General features: G+C 61.0%; 19 protein-coding genes. 8 read left to right on the top strand and 11 right to left on the bottom strand.

Annotated features, from left to right (window positions below; all coding sequences use genetic code 11):
• Positions 1 to 53 precede the first annotated feature (53 nt).
• The 3 genes from leuA to ACLIRY_RS02720 all read right to left on the bottom strand — a co-directional run bounded on the left by leuA (position 54) and on the right by ACLIRY_RS02720 (position 2,984).
• Positions 54 to 1,733: a 2-isopropylmalate synthase gene (gene leuA, locus ACLIRY_RS02730; protein ID WP_413203802.1), complete on the bottom strand. Its 1,680-nt coding sequence runs from the start codon at positions 1,731 to 1,733 to the stop codon at positions 54 to 56.
• A gap of 456 nt (positions 1,734 to 2,189) precedes the next feature.
• Positions 2,190 to 2,444, bottom strand: a complete 255-nt coding sequence (locus tag ACLIRY_RS02725) for a glutaredoxin domain-containing protein (protein WP_413203801.1) — start codon at positions 2,442 to 2,444, stop codon at positions 2,190 to 2,192.
• 156 nt (positions 2,445 to 2,600) lie between these two features.
• Complete coding sequence (locus ACLIRY_RS02720) at positions 2,601 to 2,984, bottom strand: RidA family protein (protein WP_413203800.1); 384 nt, start codon at positions 2,982 to 2,984, stop codon at positions 2,601 to 2,603.
• A 112-nt stretch (positions 2,985 to 3,096) separates the two neighbouring features.
• Between ACLIRY_RS02720 and ACLIRY_RS02715 the strand changes: the two genes are divergently transcribed.
• A complete protein-coding gene (locus tag ACLIRY_RS02715; RefSeq protein ID WP_413203799.1) occupies positions 3,097 to 3,306 on the top strand; it encodes a dodecin in 210 nt (69 codons plus the stop codon).
• A gap of 50 nt (positions 3,307 to 3,356) precedes the next feature.
• Here the strand turns inward: ACLIRY_RS02715 and ACLIRY_RS02710 are convergent, their stop codons facing one another.
• A complete protein-coding gene (locus ACLIRY_RS02710) occupies positions 3,357 to 4,364 on the bottom strand; it encodes a zinc ABC transporter substrate-binding protein (protein ID WP_413203798.1) in 1,008 nt (335 codons plus the stop codon).
• A 110-nt stretch (positions 4,365 to 4,474) separates the two neighbouring features.
• Here ACLIRY_RS02710 and ACLIRY_RS02705 point away from each other — a divergent pair, with 110 nt between their 5' ends.
• From ACLIRY_RS02705 to ACLIRY_RS02695, 3 genes are read left to right on the top strand one after another with little or no spacing between them, the layout of a single operon-like run.
• Positions 4,475 to 5,026: a Fur family transcriptional regulator gene (locus tag ACLIRY_RS02705; RefSeq protein WP_413203797.1), complete on the top strand. Its 552-nt coding sequence runs from the start codon at positions 4,475 to 4,477 to the stop codon at positions 5,024 to 5,026.
• Positions 5,023 to 5,934 (top strand): ATP-binding cassette domain-containing protein, encoded by a 912-nt coding sequence (locus tag ACLIRY_RS02700; RefSeq protein ID WP_413203796.1) that lies wholly within the window; start codon positions 5,023 to 5,025, stop codon positions 5,932 to 5,934. The genes ACLIRY_RS02705 and ACLIRY_RS02700 overlap by 4 nt, the downstream gene beginning before the upstream one ends.
• Positions 5,924 to 6,727, top strand: coding sequence for a metal ABC transporter permease (locus ACLIRY_RS02695; RefSeq protein ID WP_413203795.1), 804 nt, complete (start codon positions 5,924 to 5,926; stop codon positions 6,725 to 6,727). The genes ACLIRY_RS02700 and ACLIRY_RS02695 overlap by 11 nt, the downstream gene beginning before the upstream one ends.
• 86 nt (positions 6,728 to 6,813) lie before the next feature.
• Here the strand turns inward: ACLIRY_RS02695 and ACLIRY_RS02690 are convergent, their stop codons facing one another.
• Together ACLIRY_RS02690 and ACLIRY_RS02685 are read right to left on the bottom strand one after the other, a co-directional pair.
• Positions 6,814 to 8,061 (bottom strand): class I SAM-dependent methyltransferase, encoded by a 1,248-nt coding sequence (locus tag ACLIRY_RS02690; protein WP_413203794.1) that lies wholly within the window; start codon positions 8,059 to 8,061, stop codon positions 6,814 to 6,816.
• A gap of 139 nt (positions 8,062 to 8,200) precedes the next feature.
• On the bottom strand, positions 8,201 to 9,109 hold the full coding sequence (locus tag ACLIRY_RS02685; protein ID WP_413203793.1) for a PRC-barrel domain-containing protein: 909 nt from the start codon (positions 9,107 to 9,109) through the stop codon (positions 8,201 to 8,203).
• Positions 9,110 to 9,273: 164 nt separating this feature from the next.
• On the opposite strand from ACLIRY_RS02685, the gene ACLIRY_RS02680 reads away from it, so the two are divergent.
• Together ACLIRY_RS02680 and ACLIRY_RS02675 are read left to right on the top strand one after the other, a co-directional pair.
• On the top strand, positions 9,274 to 10,389 hold the full coding sequence (locus ACLIRY_RS02680; RefSeq protein WP_413203792.1) for an acetoin utilization protein AcuC: 1,116 nt from the start codon (positions 9,274 to 9,276) through the stop codon (positions 10,387 to 10,389).
• Between the two features lie 274 nt (positions 10,390 to 10,663).
• On the top strand, positions 10,664 to 11,554 hold the full coding sequence (locus ACLIRY_RS02675; RefSeq protein WP_413203791.1) for an urea carboxylase-associated family protein: 891 nt from the start codon (positions 10,664 to 10,666) through the stop codon (positions 11,552 to 11,554).
• Here ACLIRY_RS02675 and ACLIRY_RS02670 read toward each other — a convergent pair.
• Positions 11,546 to 12,010 (bottom strand): Lrp/AsnC family transcriptional regulator, encoded by a 465-nt coding sequence (locus ACLIRY_RS02670; protein ID WP_413203790.1) that lies wholly within the window; start codon positions 12,008 to 12,010, stop codon positions 11,546 to 11,548. The genes ACLIRY_RS02675 and ACLIRY_RS02670 overlap by 9 nt on opposite strands.
• A gap of 143 nt (positions 12,011 to 12,153) precedes the next feature.
• On the opposite strand from ACLIRY_RS02670, the gene ACLIRY_RS02665 reads away from it, so the two are divergent.
• Positions 12,154 to 13,143 (top strand): nucleoside recognition protein, encoded by a 990-nt coding sequence (locus tag ACLIRY_RS02665; protein WP_413203789.1) that lies wholly within the window; start codon positions 12,154 to 12,156, stop codon positions 13,141 to 13,143.
• A gap of 292 nt (positions 13,144 to 13,435) precedes the next feature.
• On the opposite strand, the gene ACLIRY_RS02660 is transcribed toward ACLIRY_RS02665, so the two are convergent.
• The 3 genes from ACLIRY_RS02660 to metC all read right to left on the bottom strand — a co-directional run bounded on the left by ACLIRY_RS02660 (position 13,436) and on the right by metC (position 16,262).
• Positions 13,436 to 14,527 (bottom strand): CobW family GTP-binding protein, encoded by a 1,092-nt coding sequence (locus tag ACLIRY_RS02660; protein WP_413203788.1) that lies wholly within the window; start codon positions 14,525 to 14,527, stop codon positions 13,436 to 13,438.
• Between the two features lie 108 nt (positions 14,528 to 14,635).
• Positions 14,636 to 15,088 carry a phosphoribosyl-AMP cyclohydrolase gene (gene hisI / locus ACLIRY_RS02655; RefSeq protein ID WP_413203787.1) on the bottom strand — a complete coding sequence of 151 codons (453 nt, stop codon included), beginning with the start codon at positions 15,086 to 15,088 and terminating at the stop codon, positions 14,636 to 14,638.
• A 4-nt stretch (positions 15,089 to 15,092) separates the two neighbouring features.
• Positions 15,093 to 16,262, bottom strand: a complete 1,170-nt coding sequence (gene metC, locus ACLIRY_RS02650; RefSeq protein ID WP_413203786.1) for a cystathionine beta-lyase — start codon at positions 16,260 to 16,262, stop codon at positions 15,093 to 15,095.
• Between the two features lie 410 nt (positions 16,263 to 16,672).
• Here metC and ACLIRY_RS02645 point away from each other — a divergent pair, with 410 nt between their 5' ends.
• Positions 16,673 to 16,969, top strand: a complete 297-nt coding sequence (locus tag ACLIRY_RS02645) for a hypothetical protein (protein ID WP_413203785.1) — start codon at positions 16,673 to 16,675, stop codon at positions 16,967 to 16,969.
• A gap of 206 nt (positions 16,970 to 17,175) precedes the next feature.
• On the opposite strand, the gene ACLIRY_RS02640 is transcribed toward ACLIRY_RS02645, so the two are convergent.
• Complete coding sequence (locus ACLIRY_RS02640) at positions 17,176 to 18,252, bottom strand: glycosyltransferase family 4 protein (protein ID WP_413203784.1); 1,077 nt, start codon at positions 18,250 to 18,252, stop codon at positions 17,176 to 17,178.
• Between the last annotated feature and the right edge of the window lie 52 nt (positions 18,253 to 18,304).

The raw sequence follows: 18,304 nt of genomic DNA, 5'->3' as shown, positions 1-18,304 counted from the left end.
GCCGATCCCCTGCCGTTTAGGACCCGATCATGGCGGAATCGGGGCGCGTTTTTCTATTCCTGTTCGGCCAAATGATTGGCGGCCGAAAGGACGGCCTTCAACGACGCCACCACGAAGTTTGCATGGATGCCCACCCCGTAGCGGGAGGTGCCGTCGGGCAGGGAGGCCTTGATGAAAGCCACCGCCTGAGCGTCGGAGCCGGGGCGCAGGGTATGCTCCTCGTAATCCTCAATGGTGAACTGCAGACCACTATCCTTGCGGATGGCGTCCCCCAGGGCTTCGATGGGACCGGTGCCCCGTCCAGCGATCTCCTTGACCTTGCCGTTCATCTTCACCGTTGCCGTCAGAATGCGGTCGGTGGGCGAAGCGGGGTCCGGCTTGGAACTGTGTTCGATGAAGGCATAGGGCTTGTCGAAGCCCAGATAGGTGTCCTCGAAAGCCTTCATCATGCGCTTGGAGTTGATTTCCTCACCGGTTTCGTCGGTGATCCGCTGGATGATCTTGGAAAATTCCACCTGCAGGCCCCGGGGCATGCGGATGCCGTAGTCCCGCTCCATGATATAGGCCACGCCACCCTTGCCGGACTGGCTGTTGACACGGATCACGGCCTCGTAACTGCGGCCCAGATCCTCCGGGTCGATGGGCAGATAGGGAACTTCCCAGATGCCTTCATTGCTCTCCCGGATGGCTTTCAGGCCCTTGTTGATGGCATCCTGGTGGCTGCCGGAGAAGGCGGTGAAGACCAACTCACCCGCATAGGGATGGCGCTCGTGAACCGGCAGGCGGTTGCACTCTTCAGCCACGTCGACGATGTGGTTGATGTCGGAGAAATCGATTTTCGGATCAACGCCTTGGGTGAAAAGGTTCAGGCCCAGGGTGATCAAATCGACGTTCCCGGTGCGCTCCCCATTGCCGAAGAGGGTGCCTTCGACCCGGTCGGCCCCAGCCATCAACCCCAGTTCGGTGGCAGCCACGGCGGTGCCCCGGTCGTTGTGGGGATGCAGGCTGATCAACGCCCTATCCCGGTTGGGCAGATTCCGACCGAACCATTCGATCTGGTCAGCATGTACGTTGGGAGAGGACATCTCTACCGTGGCGGGCAGGTTCAGGATGATCGGATTGGCCGCAGTGGGCTCGAGGACATCCATCACCGCAGCGCAGATTTCCACGGCATAGTCCATTTCGGTTCCCGTGAAGCTTTCCGGGGAATACTGGTAGCGCACCTTGGTGCCGGAAGTCACCTTGCTGGCGCCTTCACGAACCATTTCGGCGCCCCGGACGGCAAGCTGGGTAATCCCCTGTTTCTCCATGTTGAAGACCACCTTGCGCTGGAGCGTGGAGGTCGAATTGTAGAGGTGGACGATGGCCGAAGGGGCGCCGTCGATGGCCTCGAACGTGCGTTTGATCAGCTCCTCGCGGGCCTGGGTGAGCACCTGGATGGTTACGTCTGCGGGAATCAGACCATCGTCGATCAATTTGCGCAGGAAGTCGAAATCGGTTTGGCTCGCCGCTGGAAAGCCCACCTCGATTTCCTTGTAGCCCATGCCACAAAGCAACTCGAACATCTTGACCTTGCGGTCCGAACCCATGGGTTCGATCAGGGCTTGGTTGCCATCGCGCAGGTCGACCGCGCACCAGATGGGGGCCTTGGTAATGGTCTTGCTTGGCCAGGTGCGGTCGTCCAAGGCCATCGGGGTGAAGGGTCGGTATTTCTTGGAGGGATCGATCATCATCGGAAGGGGCGCTCCTTATCGCGCGAAATCTCTGTGTACTGTCGTTGGGTCTCTTGGGGTGTCGGCCTGGGGTGTTACGACCACCGGGGTGCCTTGGGGAACCCGATGGCCGCCGATTAGTCGACCTCCAGGAGCAAGCAAGACCGGCCCCGGACTCAGCCGACCCGACGCGACAGGGCGATGGGAGCATTGGACGCTCACAGGGGGGATGCTTGGGTGGGACTGACAAGGAAACGTGGAAACCATGATTTGGACACTCGGACCTGAATGGGCGACAACTGACGAAACCGCGCCGCCTCAAGGGGCGGAGCGGTCAGAGTAGCCGTAGGCCTAGTATGGTCCGGTTCTGGGTCATGGTCTGTGCAGGGTGGCGGGGAGTAGCCCCGCCGTCAAGTCCTAATCAAGGAAACAAGAGATGAAGGGAAGCCGTGCGAATGCCAGATTCCCTTCGTTGCATCAACCGTAGGTCTTTTTCAGCTTTTCCAAGATGGGCTGTTCGTACTGCATCAGGGTGTCGTAGCCGCCGATGAGATTGCCATCAATGAGAATCTGCGGGACGGTCTTGGCTCCGGGGATACGCTCCTGCATGGCCGAGAAGGAAGCTACGTCGGAGACATCGTTCTCCTCATAGGGAAGACTGTGCTCGGTAAACCAAGCTTTGGCCTTCTGACAGAAGATGCAATTGGTCTTGGTGTAGATCTCGATGGCCATCGTGGGCTCCTGGGTCGCGGTTGCGGGTCCATGATAGGAAGTAAGGGGGGGTGAATGGGGCAGGCAAAACAGTGCCAAAGTCCGCATAAGGGAACGGTTCCTTATATACGAAGGCGATCCGTCCCCCCGCAAGGCGGGATTCCAGATTTGGGTCGTTTATGCCCGCTTCTTGGCCGTCACTTGGATTTCGATCTTCATGGCCTCGTCGATCAGGTCGGCCACGATCATGGTTGCCGCAGGGCGGATCTCGCCGAAGGTCTCTCCCAGAATGGGGAAGGCGATGGCGGCATAGTCGCGCTGGGTAACGATGTAGAAGGCGCGGACCACGTCGGCCATGGATGACCCGGCCTGTTCCAGAGCCTTGGCGATGTTTTTCAGGCACTGCCGGGTCTGATCCTCCAGACTCTCGGGCAAGGTCATGGTGTCGTAGTCGAACCCGGTGGTGCCAGAGACAAAGACCCAATCGCCGTCGACGACGGCGCGGGAGTATCCGGCGACTTTCTCGAAATCACTACCCGAGGAGATGAGCTTGCGCGACATGATGCATTGATCCGTTGAAGGGAATGAAATGCGGTCCCTGTTTGGAACCGGTCCGGATGCTCAGGCGTTCTTGTGAAGACATCACGACACTATGACATCTCAGGAGGCATCCATGACGGACCATGTGTACAAGAAAATCGATCTGGTAGGCACGTCGAAAGAGAGTGTGGAGGGCGCCATTCAGGGGGCTATCGGCAAGGCCAGTGAAAGTGTGCGCAATATCGATTGGTTTGAGGTCAAAGAGATTCGCGGTTGGGTCAAGGAGGGGCAGGTCCAGCACTACCAGGTGGCCATACAGGCCGGTTTCCGGCTGGACGACTGACCCCCAGGACAATCGGGGGACCCCGATTGTCCTGGGTTTGTCTGCCTTCATTACTTTCCAGACAGGCAATCCACCAAGGTTTCGGTCAAATTCCGAAGGGTGGCTTCGTAATGCCCGGCACCGACGGGAATCGAGGCGCCCAGAGGGTCGAGAACCGCGCCCCGGGCACTGGTGCCCTCAATGACCTGATCAACCAGGGCCGTGGGAAACTGGGGCTCGGCGAAGACACAGCTCACGTCTTGCGTCGACAGACGCTCGCGAATTTCGGACAGGTGCTTTGCGCCGGGGGCGACCTCCGGCGACAGGGTGAGTGCGCCCACGGCCTTGGGGCCCCCAAGGGTTTCAAGGTATTGATAGGCGTCGTGGAAGACCATGAAATGCTTGTCTGCTACGGGCTTGAGCTGACCTTCCATCCAGGACTTCAGCGTGCTGATCCGGGCACGCGTGGACTCGGCATTGGCGGCATAAGTGGCCGCATGGGCCGGATCCAGATCCGAAAGGGCGGTTTCAACGGCTGAAATCAACGCAAGCCCATTGTCCGGTGCCAACCACATGTGGGGATCCACATCACCGACATGGTGGTGGTGGCCGTGGCCTTCGTCCTGCGCATGATCCTCGGCATGGTCGTTGTCAGCATGGTCTTCATGGTCGTGGTCTTCATGATCATGATCATGGTCGTCCTCATCCTCGCCGTCCAAGTCGCGGTAATGGAGGAGGGTCACCCCTTTCACATCTTCCATTTCCAGGGACTCGGCCTTGCTTGCCAGGGTTTCCAGGGGTTTGACCAGGAAGGAAGACAGCCCCGGACCCACCCAGACCACCAGATCGGCCCCGCTCAGGCTTTGGGAGTCGGAGGGCCGCAGGGCGTAGTCATGGGGCGACGCTCCGGTGGGAATCAGCAGATGGGGTTCGCCCAGGTCCCCCATCACGGATGCGACCAAGCCTTGAAGCGGCGCGATATCCACTACCACGGTTGGAACACCTCCCTTCGCCGCGAGGGCCGGTTGGGCCGCGAGGACGGACAGGGTGGCAAGGGAGAGAGCGCGGAAGGACAGCATGTCGAGACCTTTTGACTAAGGAGAAGGAGGCTTCGCTGGCGCTCTTCTATATGATACGTTATAACGTTGTTCAAGATAGTTATGTGATAACATCACGAAAAAGGTGCTCCGTGACCCCTTCCGACCCGACGCAGCCGGTTCCGCCGGTTTCCGATGATCGGCCTTTTGTGGCCGCGCCGCCCCCTCCGGGCCATGACCACGGGGCTTGCCTCACCCGGGGGTTGGCCGAGGCCAAGGCCCGCTGCGAGGACAAGGGCGCCCGTTTGACGGCGGCGCGTTCCCGAGTGCTGGAGATTCTGCTGCGGGATTCGGTCCATGGGGCCTTGGGGGCCTATGATATCATCGAGCGCCTTGCCGCAGCGGGCCAGTCGCGTCCGGCCCCCATGTCCATCTACCGGGCCTTGGATTTTCTGGTGGAGCTGGGGTTGGTCCATCGTATCACCAGCCTGAACGCCTTCGTTGCCTGCGCCCATCCCCGGAAGGACCATGGCGCCCAATTCCTCATTTGCCGGGGCTGCCGATCGGTAACGGAACTGACGGATACAGGGGTCAATCACATCCTCAGGGAGGCGGCGATCGCCGTTGATTTCGCGCCGGAACCGGCGATCGTCGAAGTGCCGGGCCTTTGTGTTCATTGCCGCTCCGGGGAGGCGGCATCGTGATCTCCCTTGAGGCATTGGTTGCCACCGCCACCGGTGACCATCTGGCGACTCTGCAGGATGTGGCGGTGACCCTGGGCGGGCGAGAGGTTCTGCGCGACGTCACCCTGTCCGTCCACCGGGGGGAAGTGGTCACGCTGATCGGTCCCAATGGGGCGGGTAAAACGACGCTGGTGAAGGCCCTTCTTGGTCTCGTGCCCCTGACCCGGGGCTCGGTGACTTGGGCACCGGGGTTACGGGTGGGCTATGTTCCCCAGAAGTTGAAGGTGGATCCGGTGCTGCCCCTGACCGTGGGGCGCCTGATGACCCTGACCCAACGGGCGTCCCGCCAAAGGGTGCGGGAGGCCCTTGCGGAAACGGGGGTTGAACATCTGGTTGGAGCCTCGGTTGACGGCCTGTCGGGGGGGGAGTTCCAGCGGGTTCTCCTGGCCCGGGCCCTGCTCCGGCGGCCAGACCTGCTGGTCTTGGACGAACCGGCCCAAGGGGTCGATCACCTGGGGGAGGCGGCCCTGTACGAGTTGATTGATCGGGTGCGCAAGGAACACCATTGCGGTGTCCTGATGATCTCCCACGATCTGCATGTGGTCATGGGATCGACGGATCGGGTCTTTTGTATCAACGGCCATGTCTGTTGCACGGGGGCACCCCAGGCGGTCGCGGGGGATCCGGCGTTCCACGACCTGTTTGGCGCCCAGGCCCGGGCCTTTGCCCTCTATACCCACCACCACGACCACGCCCACGATCCACTGTCGGAGTCGGGATCTGAGTCGGGGCCTGAGTCTGGGGTTGGGTCTGGGGTGTCCGGTGGTTGCGGGCATGACCCTGTCCATCGCACCTGTTCCCATTCCCACCCCCAAGGCGAGGTTGCGGCCCTCGGCCAGCGAGAGGAGGAGTCCGGCCATGTTGGATGACTTCCTGATCCGCGCTCTTCTGGGAGGACTGGGAATCGCCCTGGTGGCCGGTCCTTTGGGCTGTTTCGTGTCCTGGCGGCGCATGGCCTATTTCGGCGACACCATGGCCCATGGGGCGGTGCTGGGGGTGGCCTTCGGCTTTTCCCTTTCCCTGCCGCCCATGGTGGGGGTGGTGATGGTGACACTGGTCCTTGCCGGTCTTCTGGCCCGGATGACCCGGTCTCGGGCGCTGGGGGCGGATACGGCCCTGGGGGTGATGGCCCATTCCTCCCTGGCCCTGGGGCTGGTCCTGGTGGCGCTGATGGGTATCCGGGTGGATCTGATGGGGATGCTGTTCGGCGACGTCCTGGCCCTGTCCCGAACCGATCTGGCCTGGATCTGGGGCGGTGCGGCTTTGGAACTGGGTTTGCTCACCCTACTATGGCGGCCCCTGTTGGCCGCGACGGTGGACGAGGATCTGGCCCGGGCTGAAGGCATTCCCGCAGACAAGTTACGGCTCGTGCTGATGGTCCTGGTAGCCCTGGTTGTAGCTCTGGCTATGAAGGTGGTGGGCGTGCTGTTGGTGACGGCCCTGATGCTGATCCCCGCTGCAACGGCCCGGGCCTGGGCGCGCACACCGGAAGCCATGGCCATCGGCGCCGGACTGGTGGGCGCCCTGGCCGTGGGGCTGGGGCTGTTCGGCTCCCTGGAGTGGGACACACCTGCAGGCCCCTCCATTGTGGTGGGCGCTTTGATGGTGTTTATCCTGGTCGCCCTGGGGCGTCGGATGCGTCATATCTGGCGCGCATCCTGAGAGGCCTGAGGAATGAGCGGGAGGAAAGCCAGGGCAAGCGCGGGGGCGCGGGGTCGGTAGCGGATTGCCCTGGCGTGGCATGCGGTCTATTCAGCGGCCAGGCAGTCCGGGCCATGGCTGGAAGCGGGATCCCTGGGCAGGGAGTCCAGTAAGTAATCTCGGGTCAGCGGCACAGCCTCCTGCCGTCGGGCGATCTGCAGGTGGAAGACCATCTGGTTCCAATGGTGAAAGGCGATCTCGCATCCCAACAGATAGAACTCCCACATACGGCGGAAACGGATGTCATAAAGGGCCTCTGCCTCCTCCGACCGGTCCACGAAGCGTTTGTGCCAAGCCGCCAGGGTTCGGGCGTAGTGAAGCCTCAGGATTTCCACGTCTGTGACGTAGAGGTTACCCGCCTTTTCCACGGCGGCCATGGTTTCGGAGAGGGCCGGTGTGTAGCCGCCGGGGAAAATGTATTTCCGAAGCCAGGGATTTGTCGACCCCGGGGGCTCCATGCGGCCAATGGAGTGAATCAGGGCGATGCCATCTTCGTGGAGCAGATCGCGAACCTTGGCGAAATATTCTTCCAGATGGCCCGCGCCGACGTGCTCCAGCATACCCACGGATACGACCCTGTCGAAGGTTTCGGTCAGTTCCCGGTAATCCTGCAGGCGGAAGGTGACCCGATCGGCCAACCCCGCCTTCCAAGCGCGCTCTTGGGCGACGGCAAGTTGTTCCTTGGACAGGGTCACACCGGTGACTTGGACATCATGCTCCTTGGCCAGGGAGAGGGCCATGCCGCCCCACCCACAGCCAATATCCAGGACATGCTGACCCGGTTTCAAAAGTAATTTGGCAGCAATCAAGGCCTTCTTGTTCGCTTGGGCCTGTTCCAGAGAGTGGGTTCCGGGGGTGTAGTAGGCGCAAGAATACTGGCGGTCTTCGTCCAGGAACAGGTCGTAGAGTTTGCCGGACAGGTCGTAATGGTGGGCGACATTGCGTTGGGCTCGCCCCACGGGATTATACTGGTCCACCCAGCGCAGGGCCGTTGATATCCTTTGGCGCAGGCGCATCAAGGGTTGGCTGTCGATGGCCGCCAGATTGAGGCCCAGGAACTCCATGAAGCTCCTCAGATCCCCTTTTTCGATAACCAGTGTTCCGTCCATATAGGCTTCCCCCACGGCGAGGTGAGGACTCAGAAACAAACGGTGGTGGAGCTTGGGATCGGTGAGGTGAATTGCGACGTCCGGCCCGGGCTCGGGACCTTCCAGGACATGGGCGGCACCATGGGCATCCCGGATGACAAGACGGCCGGCGCGCAGCCGGTTTTTCAGAAAGCGCGCGAAGAACATTGCTTTAGGTCTCCCGCCAAGAATTGTTGCGAGGTGTCCCCTTCCCTAAACCTGCCTAATGTAAGAATGTGACCGATCAGTTTAAAGGCTTGCTATGGATTTCCAGATGGAAATTTACGGTTTCACGTCGTCGTTGCAGTTAACGCATGGGGGGTACGTCCGAGGGAGGCGTTTCGGGAAGGAGGACCCCCGGAGCCGGTGACCACCCCGGCGGTGAGATGGGAGCGTCCAAGGGCAGTGTCTCGGTCACAGGGGGGGCGTTTTCAAAGGGAGCTGCTGCCTGCGGGGGTGTTCCCTGTGGGGTGGCCGGATCGGCTGGCGTGGTCACGAGGTCGGTAATGCCACTTGAGCTGGACGCGCCGTGGATCCGCAATTGGTCGAGGGTCAGGGGCGTGGACAGGCGCGTTTGCTCCATGGGACCGGGCCTGAAAACCTTGAGGTCCGAAAAGGGCAAGGTGACCGGCCAGGGGGTGAGGGTCGAGCCTGGGTTCAGATCCAATTCCGCCTGTGTGACCTGACCCTGCTGGGTGACGGTCAGTCCGGTCAGCCTGGCCGCTCCCGGAGCGTCCGATGCGGAAACGGGGCTGCCCATAATAGACTTCACGGCGTAGTCTTTGGGAGAGATCAGCTCATAGAGGAATTCCTTGATGACTTGTCCGTAGGCCTTGGCGATGTTGATCCGCAAATAGGCGGGTCGGCCGTCCGGCCCCGGTACGGCGATGGCGGCGGTATAGGGCAAAGCTACCCGCTTGCCGTTCAAGCCCATCTGCAGGAAGGTTCCATCGTCCAGTACCAACTTGTCCACCATACCATCGGCGGTGATCAGTAGGTCGTCCACCACGGCGACCGGTGGCGCGCCGCCATAGGTCCGCACGGGCAAACCCAACAGGTCCTGGACGGACATGGGACCATCCAGGGAGGGCAGAGAGTCCAAGCTATCCTCCGCGCCGGGTGGCTGCTCGGCGTCCGGCGTTTGGGCCGTGACGGGGGCGACAACGGAAAACGCCAGAGCGGGAAGGGTGAGGAAAAAAGCGAGAGGAAGGCGCATGGAGCCGAGATCCTGTTGGAATAGGATGGGAATGAACCGACATCCTGCCCCATGTTCGAGGCGGAGTTAAGGCCGGATAGGGGACCGCTCGACCAAGCCTGCTCCGATCCTCTGTGAATCGATCTGTTGCGACACGGCTTTCTCTTCCCCATTTCTGGACGGATATGCTCAAGACACCCTTGTTCATTGCCCATGAAATCTACCGGGACTCCCGCTATGGGAGGACCCACCCCCTGAGCATCCCCCGGGTTTCCGCCTGTATGGATCTGGTCCGGGCACTGGGGTGGTTGCCCGAGTCCCAATTTGTGGAGAGCCCCCAGGCTCCGCCGGAGGCCTTGGCCCGCTTTCACGATCCGGCCTATGTGGCGGCCTTGCAGGCTGCGGAGGTCGCTCAGGCCGTACCGGAGGCCATTCGGGAGCGTCATAATATCGGGGTCAATGGCAATCCCATTTATCCGGAAATGTATCGGCGTCCGGCCACCTCTTGCGGGGGAACCCTCAAGGCGGTGGAGCTTGTGCGGCAGGGTGGTTTGGTTCACCATCCCGCAGGTGGCACGCACCATGGTCGAGCAGATCGGGCCAGTGGTTTTTGCTACCTCAATGACCCGGTGCTCGGGATTCTGGCTCTGTTGGACGCGGGCATCGGTCCCGTTGCTTATGTGGACTTGGACGCTCACCATGGGGACGGGGTCCAGGATGCGTTTCATGGGGACCAGAGGGTGTTGGTCCTGTCCATCCACGAACGGGATCGCTGGCCACGCACGGGTCCCGAAACAGACCGGGGCGGCGGCTGGGCCCGCAACCTGCCCATGCCCACGGAGTTGAATGACAGCGAACACGCCTGGGTCATGGACAATGCGGTGGTGCCCCTGGTTACGGCTTGGCGGCCCCAAGCTTTGGTGGTGCAATGTGGTGCGGATGGATTGGCCGATGACCCCCAATCCCGGATGATGCTGTCTAATGGGGCGCTGTGGCGGGCGGTGGCGAACCTGATCCCCTTGGCGCCCCGGGTGATCCTGCTGGGGGGAGGGGGGTATAATCCCTGGTCCGTGGCCCGCTGTTGGGCCGGGATCTGGGGTACGGCCACGGGCCAGACCTTTCCCCAAGACCTGCCGTTTGAGGCGGAGGCCCTGTTGCGCGGCTTCCATTGGAACCATCGGCGGGGTCGGACTCCGCCAGACCATTGGTTCACCACTCTGGTTGATCCCCCCAATCCGGGACCCGTGCGGGATGAGGTCAAGCAGGTCGTGGGTAGGGTGATGGAGCACTCTAAAACCTAGATATACTCTGTGTCCCCGAACATCCGGAAAACCTGCTTCGCAGTTTCTGGGCTCTGCCCAAACCCGCAAAGGGTCCCGAACCCTTTGATCCCAAATGGGGGTCCGGGGCCTCAGGCCCCGGTTGGGGGGCGGGGCAATGCCCCGCATTTTTCGGTCTTTCAAGAAGACGGGGTATAACTAGAGCGGAATGAGGAAAAGTGTGTGCGGTTTTCCGTCTCATTCCTCTCTAACTATATGATCTAGTCACTGTAAGTACCAACTAGGATGTGACTGTATGAAACCCACCCCACTCACCCCCCCACCCGCTGACGCTGCCGCCCGTAAAGCTGTCGCACCTGTCGTCTGTTACCCCACGGAAACCCTGCCGCAGCCGGATCTCTCCGCCTACCGCAGCCTTCGTGACAGTCTGACCCTCGTCGAGTCGGTCACGGTCCCTCCTCGCGACGCGCGCTGCTTCTCCGTGCCTGCGGGCCATGTCTTTCGGATTCGCTCCGTCGAGGGACCGCAGGTGGGCGACCTTAATCTCTGGAATGCCAAGGACCTGTCCGAGCGCTTTTATTCCGGCAAGACCCGTGCGTTGAACGGCACCCATGTGGGCTTGGGAGATCGGCTCTATTCGTCCTTTCCCCACCTTCGGCCCATGGCCACCATCATTCACGATACGCTGGACTGGTACGGCTTTGACGCTTTTGGCGGCGCCTGCCATGACGTCATCGGCACCCGCTGCGACCCCTATACCCATGCCCTGCTCAGCGATGGCGGCCAGTACCACCACTGCTGCCATTCCAACCTGACCCGGGCCTTGGCCGAGCACCTCGGTCTGTCCCTTGCCGAGGCCGAGGGACATGTCCATGATGTGCTCAATGTCTTCATGTGTACCGGATTCCTCAAGGATACCGGTCAGTACTTCATGAAGGCCAGCCCCGTCCGCCCCGGTGATTACCTCGAGATATTCGCCGAAATCGACTTGCTCGGCGACTTGTCTGCCTGTCCTGGCGGGGATTGCTCCACCGTTCATTCCTCCGACGTTGCGGCCTGTTATCCGCTGGTGGTGGAGATCCTGAAACCCGCAGCGCTGCCGGAGGGGTGGGCCTCTCCGCCTGTTTCCGCCTATGACCGCACCCATGGGACCGGTCTGGCGAAGGAGGAGGGGGGATCACGGTAGGGCGTCGGTGGGGATAACCGTCGTATCCTTATGGGTGCTCATCACGAAGAGCGTGCGGAAGCGCAGAACGTTGGGATCCGTGTCGAAGACCCGGTTTACCAGTTCTGCATATTCCTTCATGTCCTTCAAGCGCAGGATCAGCACCATGTCCGGATCACCGGTCACCGTCCAGGCCTGGGTGACCGAAGCCTCCCGCTCCAGGACCTCGAGGAATTTTCCACGCTTCGATTTGGCATGCAGTTCCAGAACGACCTCGACAATCGCCGTCAAGCCCCGTCCCAGGCGGTCCGCGTCGGCCAGGGCCACCGTGCCGCTCAGATATCCCTCTGCCTTCAACCGTTGGACCCGCCGCAGACAGCTTGAGGGCGAGAGGCCGCAGAGCTCGGCCAGGGACGCGTTTGTCACCGAGGCGTCCCGTTGCAAGGCGTCCAGCAAACGACGGTCCAAGGCATCCATGCAGGATTTCTCCATAGAATTGGATTTTGTGGTGAAATGGTGCGTCATGGCGGAGATTTTGACCACCTATTTCAAGGGAGTGGATCTATGATTTCGCCGGTTTGAAACGCTGCTCTCTGGTCCCGCTTTCTGAAAGGTCTCCCATGTCCCTGATCCGTTTTCTTCGTGCCACCCTGATCGAGGGGCTGGGGGTCTATTGGACGCTGGCGAAGGTCATGATCCCCGTCATGGTTGCCGTGCGGATTCTCGTCGAGCTGGGTGTCCTTCCCATCCTGGCCCGCGTGTTTGCGCCGCTGATGGCGCTGGTCGGCCTTCCCTCGGAACTGGGGTTGGTATGGGCCACGGTGCTTTTGGTGAATATCTACGGCGGGACGGCGGTTCTGTTGGGAATCCTGCCTGAACTCACGCTGACAACCGCCCAGATGACCATCATCGGAACCATGGTCTTGATTGCCCATTCCATCCCCCTGGAGCAACGAGTCTCCCAACGGGCGGGGGTGGGGTTCGTGTTCTCGACCCTGCTACGGGTTCTCGGCGCCCTGGCCTGTGGCGCCCTGATGAACCTGTTCTACCGGAGCTTGAACTGGCTCCAGGAGCCCGTGACATTGACCCTGCTGTCCGGGAACGGAGCTCCGGCCACCGAACAGGGCTGGGGTGACTGGGCCTTGGCCAGCCTACATACCCTGGGGATCATCCTGGCCATCGTCGTGGGATTGGTTCTGTTGCTGCGGGTGATGGACAAAACCGGTGTGACCCGCATGCTGACCAACCTGCTTGCTCCGGTTCTAGGGGCCGTGGGCATTGGTGGCCGAGCCATGCCCCTGACGATGGTGGGCATTCTGCTGGGTTTGTCCTATGGCGGTGCCTTGATTATCAAGGAAGGGCAAGCGGGAACCATTCCCCGCAAGGACCTGTTCCTCTCCGTCTGCCTGCTGGGCCTTTGTCATAGCCTGATCGAAGACAGTCTGTTTATCATGGCCCTTGGCGCCCATTGGAGCGGTGTTGTGGTCTTCCGGGTGATTTTTAGTCTGGTCGTTATCGCTGGGTTGGCCCGGGTCTACGGCCTGCTTCCCCAAGGTGTGGTGAATCGCGTGTTCTTTTCCCGGGACGGACGTGCTGTGGTGACCGTTTAGCGATGCCCAAGATTCGGCTAGAGTATTCCGAGATCACCTTGGGCCAAGACCCAGGGTACACGTCAGCGACTCGTCTTTTTTGGGCGATTTCCCAAGCCCATTTTGGGGGCCAATGCCCCCAAATCCCCCTTTTTCTTTATCCCGGGGTCTGGGGCCTTTCGGCCCGAGTCTCGCCAAAGAAGGGGGGGGGACGGGGCAAAGCCCCGTAACTGGAAAGTACCGACTGTCATGTACCATGGCCTCGAAGAGGCTCCAGAGCATGTTGCGTGAAATGTGATTCACGCAACATGCTCTAGGCTGGTTCGACGCCGGAGGCCATGGACATCCGCCCGCTCAAAATGGCCCCAAGCAGGCTGTCCACGGTCTCCTTGTCCAGGTCACGGGTGATGAAGACGATTTTGGAAGCCCGCTCCGTGCTCGGCCATTCGGGCAGGGGGACCGGAGGGTGAAAGACATGCTGCACGCCGTGCACCGCGATGGGGTACTCCTGCCCTACTACGTTGAGGATGCCCTTGACTCGCAAAAGGTCCTCTCCCTTGCTGGAAATCAGCAGCTCCATGGCACTGACGAAGAGCTCCCATTCAATGGGGTCGTCGACAGTGACGCAGAAAGAGGAAATGTGGGAATCGTGTCGGTTCACGTCGTGGTGGTGATGGCCGTGGTGGTGATGCCCATGATCGTGGTCATGCTGCCCATGACCCTCCTCGGCCTTCTCCGCGTAGGCTTCCTCGTTCAGCCAACGGGCTACGTCCGGCGCCTTGTCCTCTGTTGTGAACAGACCGCAATCAATCAATGCCGATGGATCGATCTCGCCGGAGACGGCTTCCAGGAGAGGTGCCGCCGGATTGAGCGCGTGGAGACGGTTGCGCAAGGCCTCGACAGCTTCCGTTGTGGCGATATCCGTTTTGGTCAACACAATCCGATCGGCCACCGCGGCTTGCTTTACGGCCTCCCGTTGGCGGTCGAGTTGGTTGTCACCGTTCACCGCGTCCACCAAGGTCACCACACCGTCCATGCGGAAATGGGCACCCACCAGGGGGTCGGTCATCAGGGTGTGGATGATCGGTGCCGGGTCGGCCAAGCCCGTGGTCTCTATCACCACCCGCTGGAATTCCGGAACCTCGTTGCGGACCCGCTTCAGGAACAACTCGCGCAGGGCGTCCACCATGTCGCTACGCACCGTGCAGCAGAGACAGCCCGAATTGAGCAGAACCACGTCCTCGTCCACCCGCCTGACCAGCAGGTGGTCCAGGCCCACTTCACCGAACTCGTTGATGATCACCGCCGTCTCCCCCATATCCGGGTGCCGGAGCAGCTTGTTCAGCAAGGTGGATTTCCCCGCGCCCAGAAAGCCGGTGAGAACGGTGACGGGAAGGAGGCTCATGGGTGTGGATCCAATCTGTGAGCGGTTTGTTTTCGTCGATGCGGGGGAAGGGGACCGCTTCTCCATCCCCTCATCCCAACCAAACATGGGTAAGAAGTCGAGTACGACTTAATGCTTGCTTCCGGTGCCATACAGGTCGTCTGGATCCACCAGGGGCTCGGCGATGACCTTGATGTCGCCTGAAGCGTTCACTTCGTTGAAGAAGCAGTTGCTCCGCCCTGTGTGGCAGGCGACGCCGTCCTGCTCCACCACCAGCAGGATGGTGTCTCCGTCGCAGTCCAGTCGCAACGACTTTACGGTTTGGCTCTGGCCGGAGCTTTCCCCCTTGCGCCAGAGTTTCCCCCGGCTACGGGACCAGTAGCAGGCCTTTCCCGTAGCCAGGGTTTCGGCCAGGGCCTCCCGGTTCATCCAGGCCATCATCAGGACCTCGCCGGTTTCCAGGCGCTGGGCGATGGCCGGGACCAGACCGTCTCCGTTGAACCGGACCAGAGACCAGACGGGTGCATCATCCTTTAGGGGGGCTTTGGGCTGTTTTTTTTCGGGCAGAGGCGCCTCCGTCATGGGATCAGGCCTTCCCCGACAGGCGATCAAATCCCGCACGAAGATCGGTGATCAGGTCCTCCGGATCCTCCAGACCAATGTGCAGGCGGACCGAGGGGCCATCGTGGGTCCATTGGGTCGCCGTGCGGTCGATGGAGGTATGGGTGGGGATCATCAGGCTTTCGTAGCCACCCCAGGAATACCCCATGAGGAAATGCGTCATGCCGTCCAGCATGGCGGTGACCCGTTCCTCAGGTGCCGGGTTCAGAAGCACGCCGAACAGGCCGGAGGCACCAGAGAAATCCCGTTTCCAAATAGCATGGCCCGGATCGCCGGGCAGGGCGGGGTAAAGGACTTTCGCCACCTCCGGTTGGTCCAGGAGCCATTGGGCGATGGTCAGGGCCGAGCGCTGGTGCCGCTCCAAGCGGGCCGAGAGGGTGCGCAGGCCTCGCAGGCCCAGGTAGGCCTCTTCCGACCCCGTGGCGTAGCCGAAGGAGCCCAGGGTGTCCTTAATGGTCAGGAACTGCTCTTTTTCGACCGTGGAGATGGTGCCAAGCATGGCATCGGAATGGCCGACAATGTACTTGGTCCCCGCCTGAATGGAGATGTCCACTCCCTTGTCAAAAGGCTGGAAGTACAAGGGCGAAGCCCAGGTGTTGTCCAGAAGAACCAGCGCGCCACCGGCGTGGGCGGCGGCGGCGATGGCCGGGATATCCTGCATTTCGAAGGTCTGGGAGCCCGGCGCCTCGCAGAAGACGATTTTGGTCTCGGGGCGCATCAATTCGGCGATTCCCGCTCCAATCAGGGGATCGTAATAGGTGGTCTCCACCCCAAAGCGCTTCAGGAAGTCATTGCAGAACCGCCGGGTCGGCCAATAGACCGTGTCGACCATTAACAGGTGGTCGCCGGCCTTCAGGAAGCTCAAGAGTGCTCCCGCGATTGCGCCCATGCCTGAACTGGTAGCGGCGCAATGGGTTGCGCCTTCGATCTCCGCCACCGCCGCTTCCAAGGACTGGGTGGTGGGGGTGCCATAGCGACCGTAGTATGTCGTCTCGTACTTCTTGCCATGGGCGGCCTTCAGGTCCGCCACCGTGGGGAAGATCACGGTGGACGCCCGGTAGGCGGGCGTGTTGACCACCCCGTCGAAACGGGCGGGATCGCGTCCGGCATGGGTGACCGCTGTATCTTTTTTCATGGGGCCTCGAAGGGATAAAGGGGACTCAGATGGGGAAAAGGCCAGAGGAAATCGAACGCCAAAAGACCATTGATAACTCTAAGGGAGCCTAAACTCCCAAGCCATATGGGGAATTCCCAGGCGCGAAACAATCTTAGAGATGGGCCAAAGGCGTGATTTTGTGTCTAAAATATCACGCGCTGCCACGCTGAACAGGGTTTTCCGATCTTGCGGCGCATTTTCATAGTGCCAACCGGCTTCCCTGTGTATTGTGCGACGCAACAATGATCAACCGAACCGGAGCCAATTCGGTCCTCGGGACACTGATTGAACATCGACCGGCGGGTTTCGCAGACCGTCTGGAACCCGGTCGGAAAGGAAATGAGGAGGCGTCTGGATTTTTTGGGCTCAACAACTCAAGGATTCGGACGATGGCTGTGACACCGACTTCGTACCACGCGTTCAACCTGTTCACGCTTACGATGGCAACACGGTTTGGCGCGAACTGGCGAAGGGATATGGCGCCCGAGACGGTCGCCGCCCACGCCGATGAAATTGCCCTTGGCTTTGGTGGTTTGATGGAAGACACCGACCACACCCAATCGGGTGGTGCGGCCCAGAAGCGCTGGCGTTTTCCCGACGGCTCTATTGCCTGTACGGGTGCGTTCGGGCTCGGTATGGAAGGGAACTCTGAGGGGCGTTCAGAACCTTTCCAGGCCGTGGGATAGGCCCCTGAGATCAACTGGTCCGTTAGAGTACTCCGAGATCAAGTTGGGTCGCTTTGCGCCCAAACTTGGCCTTGAAGATACTCTAATACTGATCGAAGGAGAGGGAAACGGGGCCAGCTTGACGCAAGCTGATCCCGTTTCATTCTGGAGCCTGTCACGTGAAATGTGGTTCACGCGGGAAACCTGCCTTCCGCCCGGTGCCCATTTCATCGCACCCCGTTTTGGGCGGAGGAGCGCGGTTGGCTGAGTTGGTGGGCGCGGGTCACCCGATCCAGAACCATCAGAACCCGGTCCAAGGACTGCTCTTTGGGATAATTCAGGGCCACCATTCGGGCGGCTTCGGCTAAGCGGATCCGGTCTTCTGGGTGATCCAGAAGTCGGCGTAGGGCCAAGCCGAGGCTGGGCTGGTCACCAACGCTGTGGAGCAGGGCCGACTTTCCATCGCGCCAAACCCCCTTGTGCACGGGCAGGTCCGAGAGGACCAAGGCGCAGCCATGTAAGGCCGCTTCCATGGTCACCCGCCCCATGGATTCCGAACCGGAGGGGAGGCTGAGGATGCTTGCCCGCTCGTATTCCGCGCGGAGCGCGGGCCAATCGAGGACCCCCAGGAATTGGAACCGGTCGGGCGCCCGTTTCAAAAGGGGGCGGGCGTCCGGGTCCAGATAGCTGGAGTCACCAACGATCCGAAGGGGCGGAGCGCCATCGCAAAAGGCGAGGAACGCGCTCATGAGGTCCACGGGACGCTTGCGACTATAAGGCGTGCCAACGAAAAGGATCCCCCGCCCATCTTTCTCATGCGCCCGGGGTACGGGAGCATCTGGAGGAGGGATGTCCGCGCCCGATGGAATGATGCTGACGGCATGTTGGGGAAAGTGCCTTAGAAAGGGGGCGAAAACTGTGTCCCGGCAATGGGGATGGTACAGGATCACATGGGTGGCGGCCTGGAAGGCGGCAGCGCCTTCACTGTTCTTCAACAGCCAATCGAAACCCGCCTCCGCTTCATGGATATACCAGACAACAGGCATATGGGGGGCCATGGATGACACCATCTGGGCGTTCAGGATCGTGTTGACGAGGGCTACGTCATAGCCTGTTTTGATGTTTGCCGCCCTGATGACGCGCCCGCCAGCCGATTCGATCAGGCCTTGAAGCGGTCCCGTCACCTCTTCGGGAACCAGAACGTCAATCCGATCCCCTCGGGTGGTCAAGCGGGCCGCAATTTCGGGAATGGCCAAGCTGGCCCCGTTGATGCCTAATTCGTGCGTGGTTGATAGAACCTGCAATGGTGCAGCCCCTCCTTCTCTCAATTATATGTCTAGATCAAAGTGTCAACAG

Origin of the sequence: Rhodospirillum sp. A1_3_36 (assembly GCF_047263945.1) — a bacterium.
GTDB lineage: Bacteria > Pseudomonadota > Alphaproteobacteria > Rhodospirillales > Rhodospirillaceae > Rhodospirillum.
Note: the sequence above shows the minus strand (reverse complement) of the source record. Positions and strands in the feature narration are given on the sequence as shown.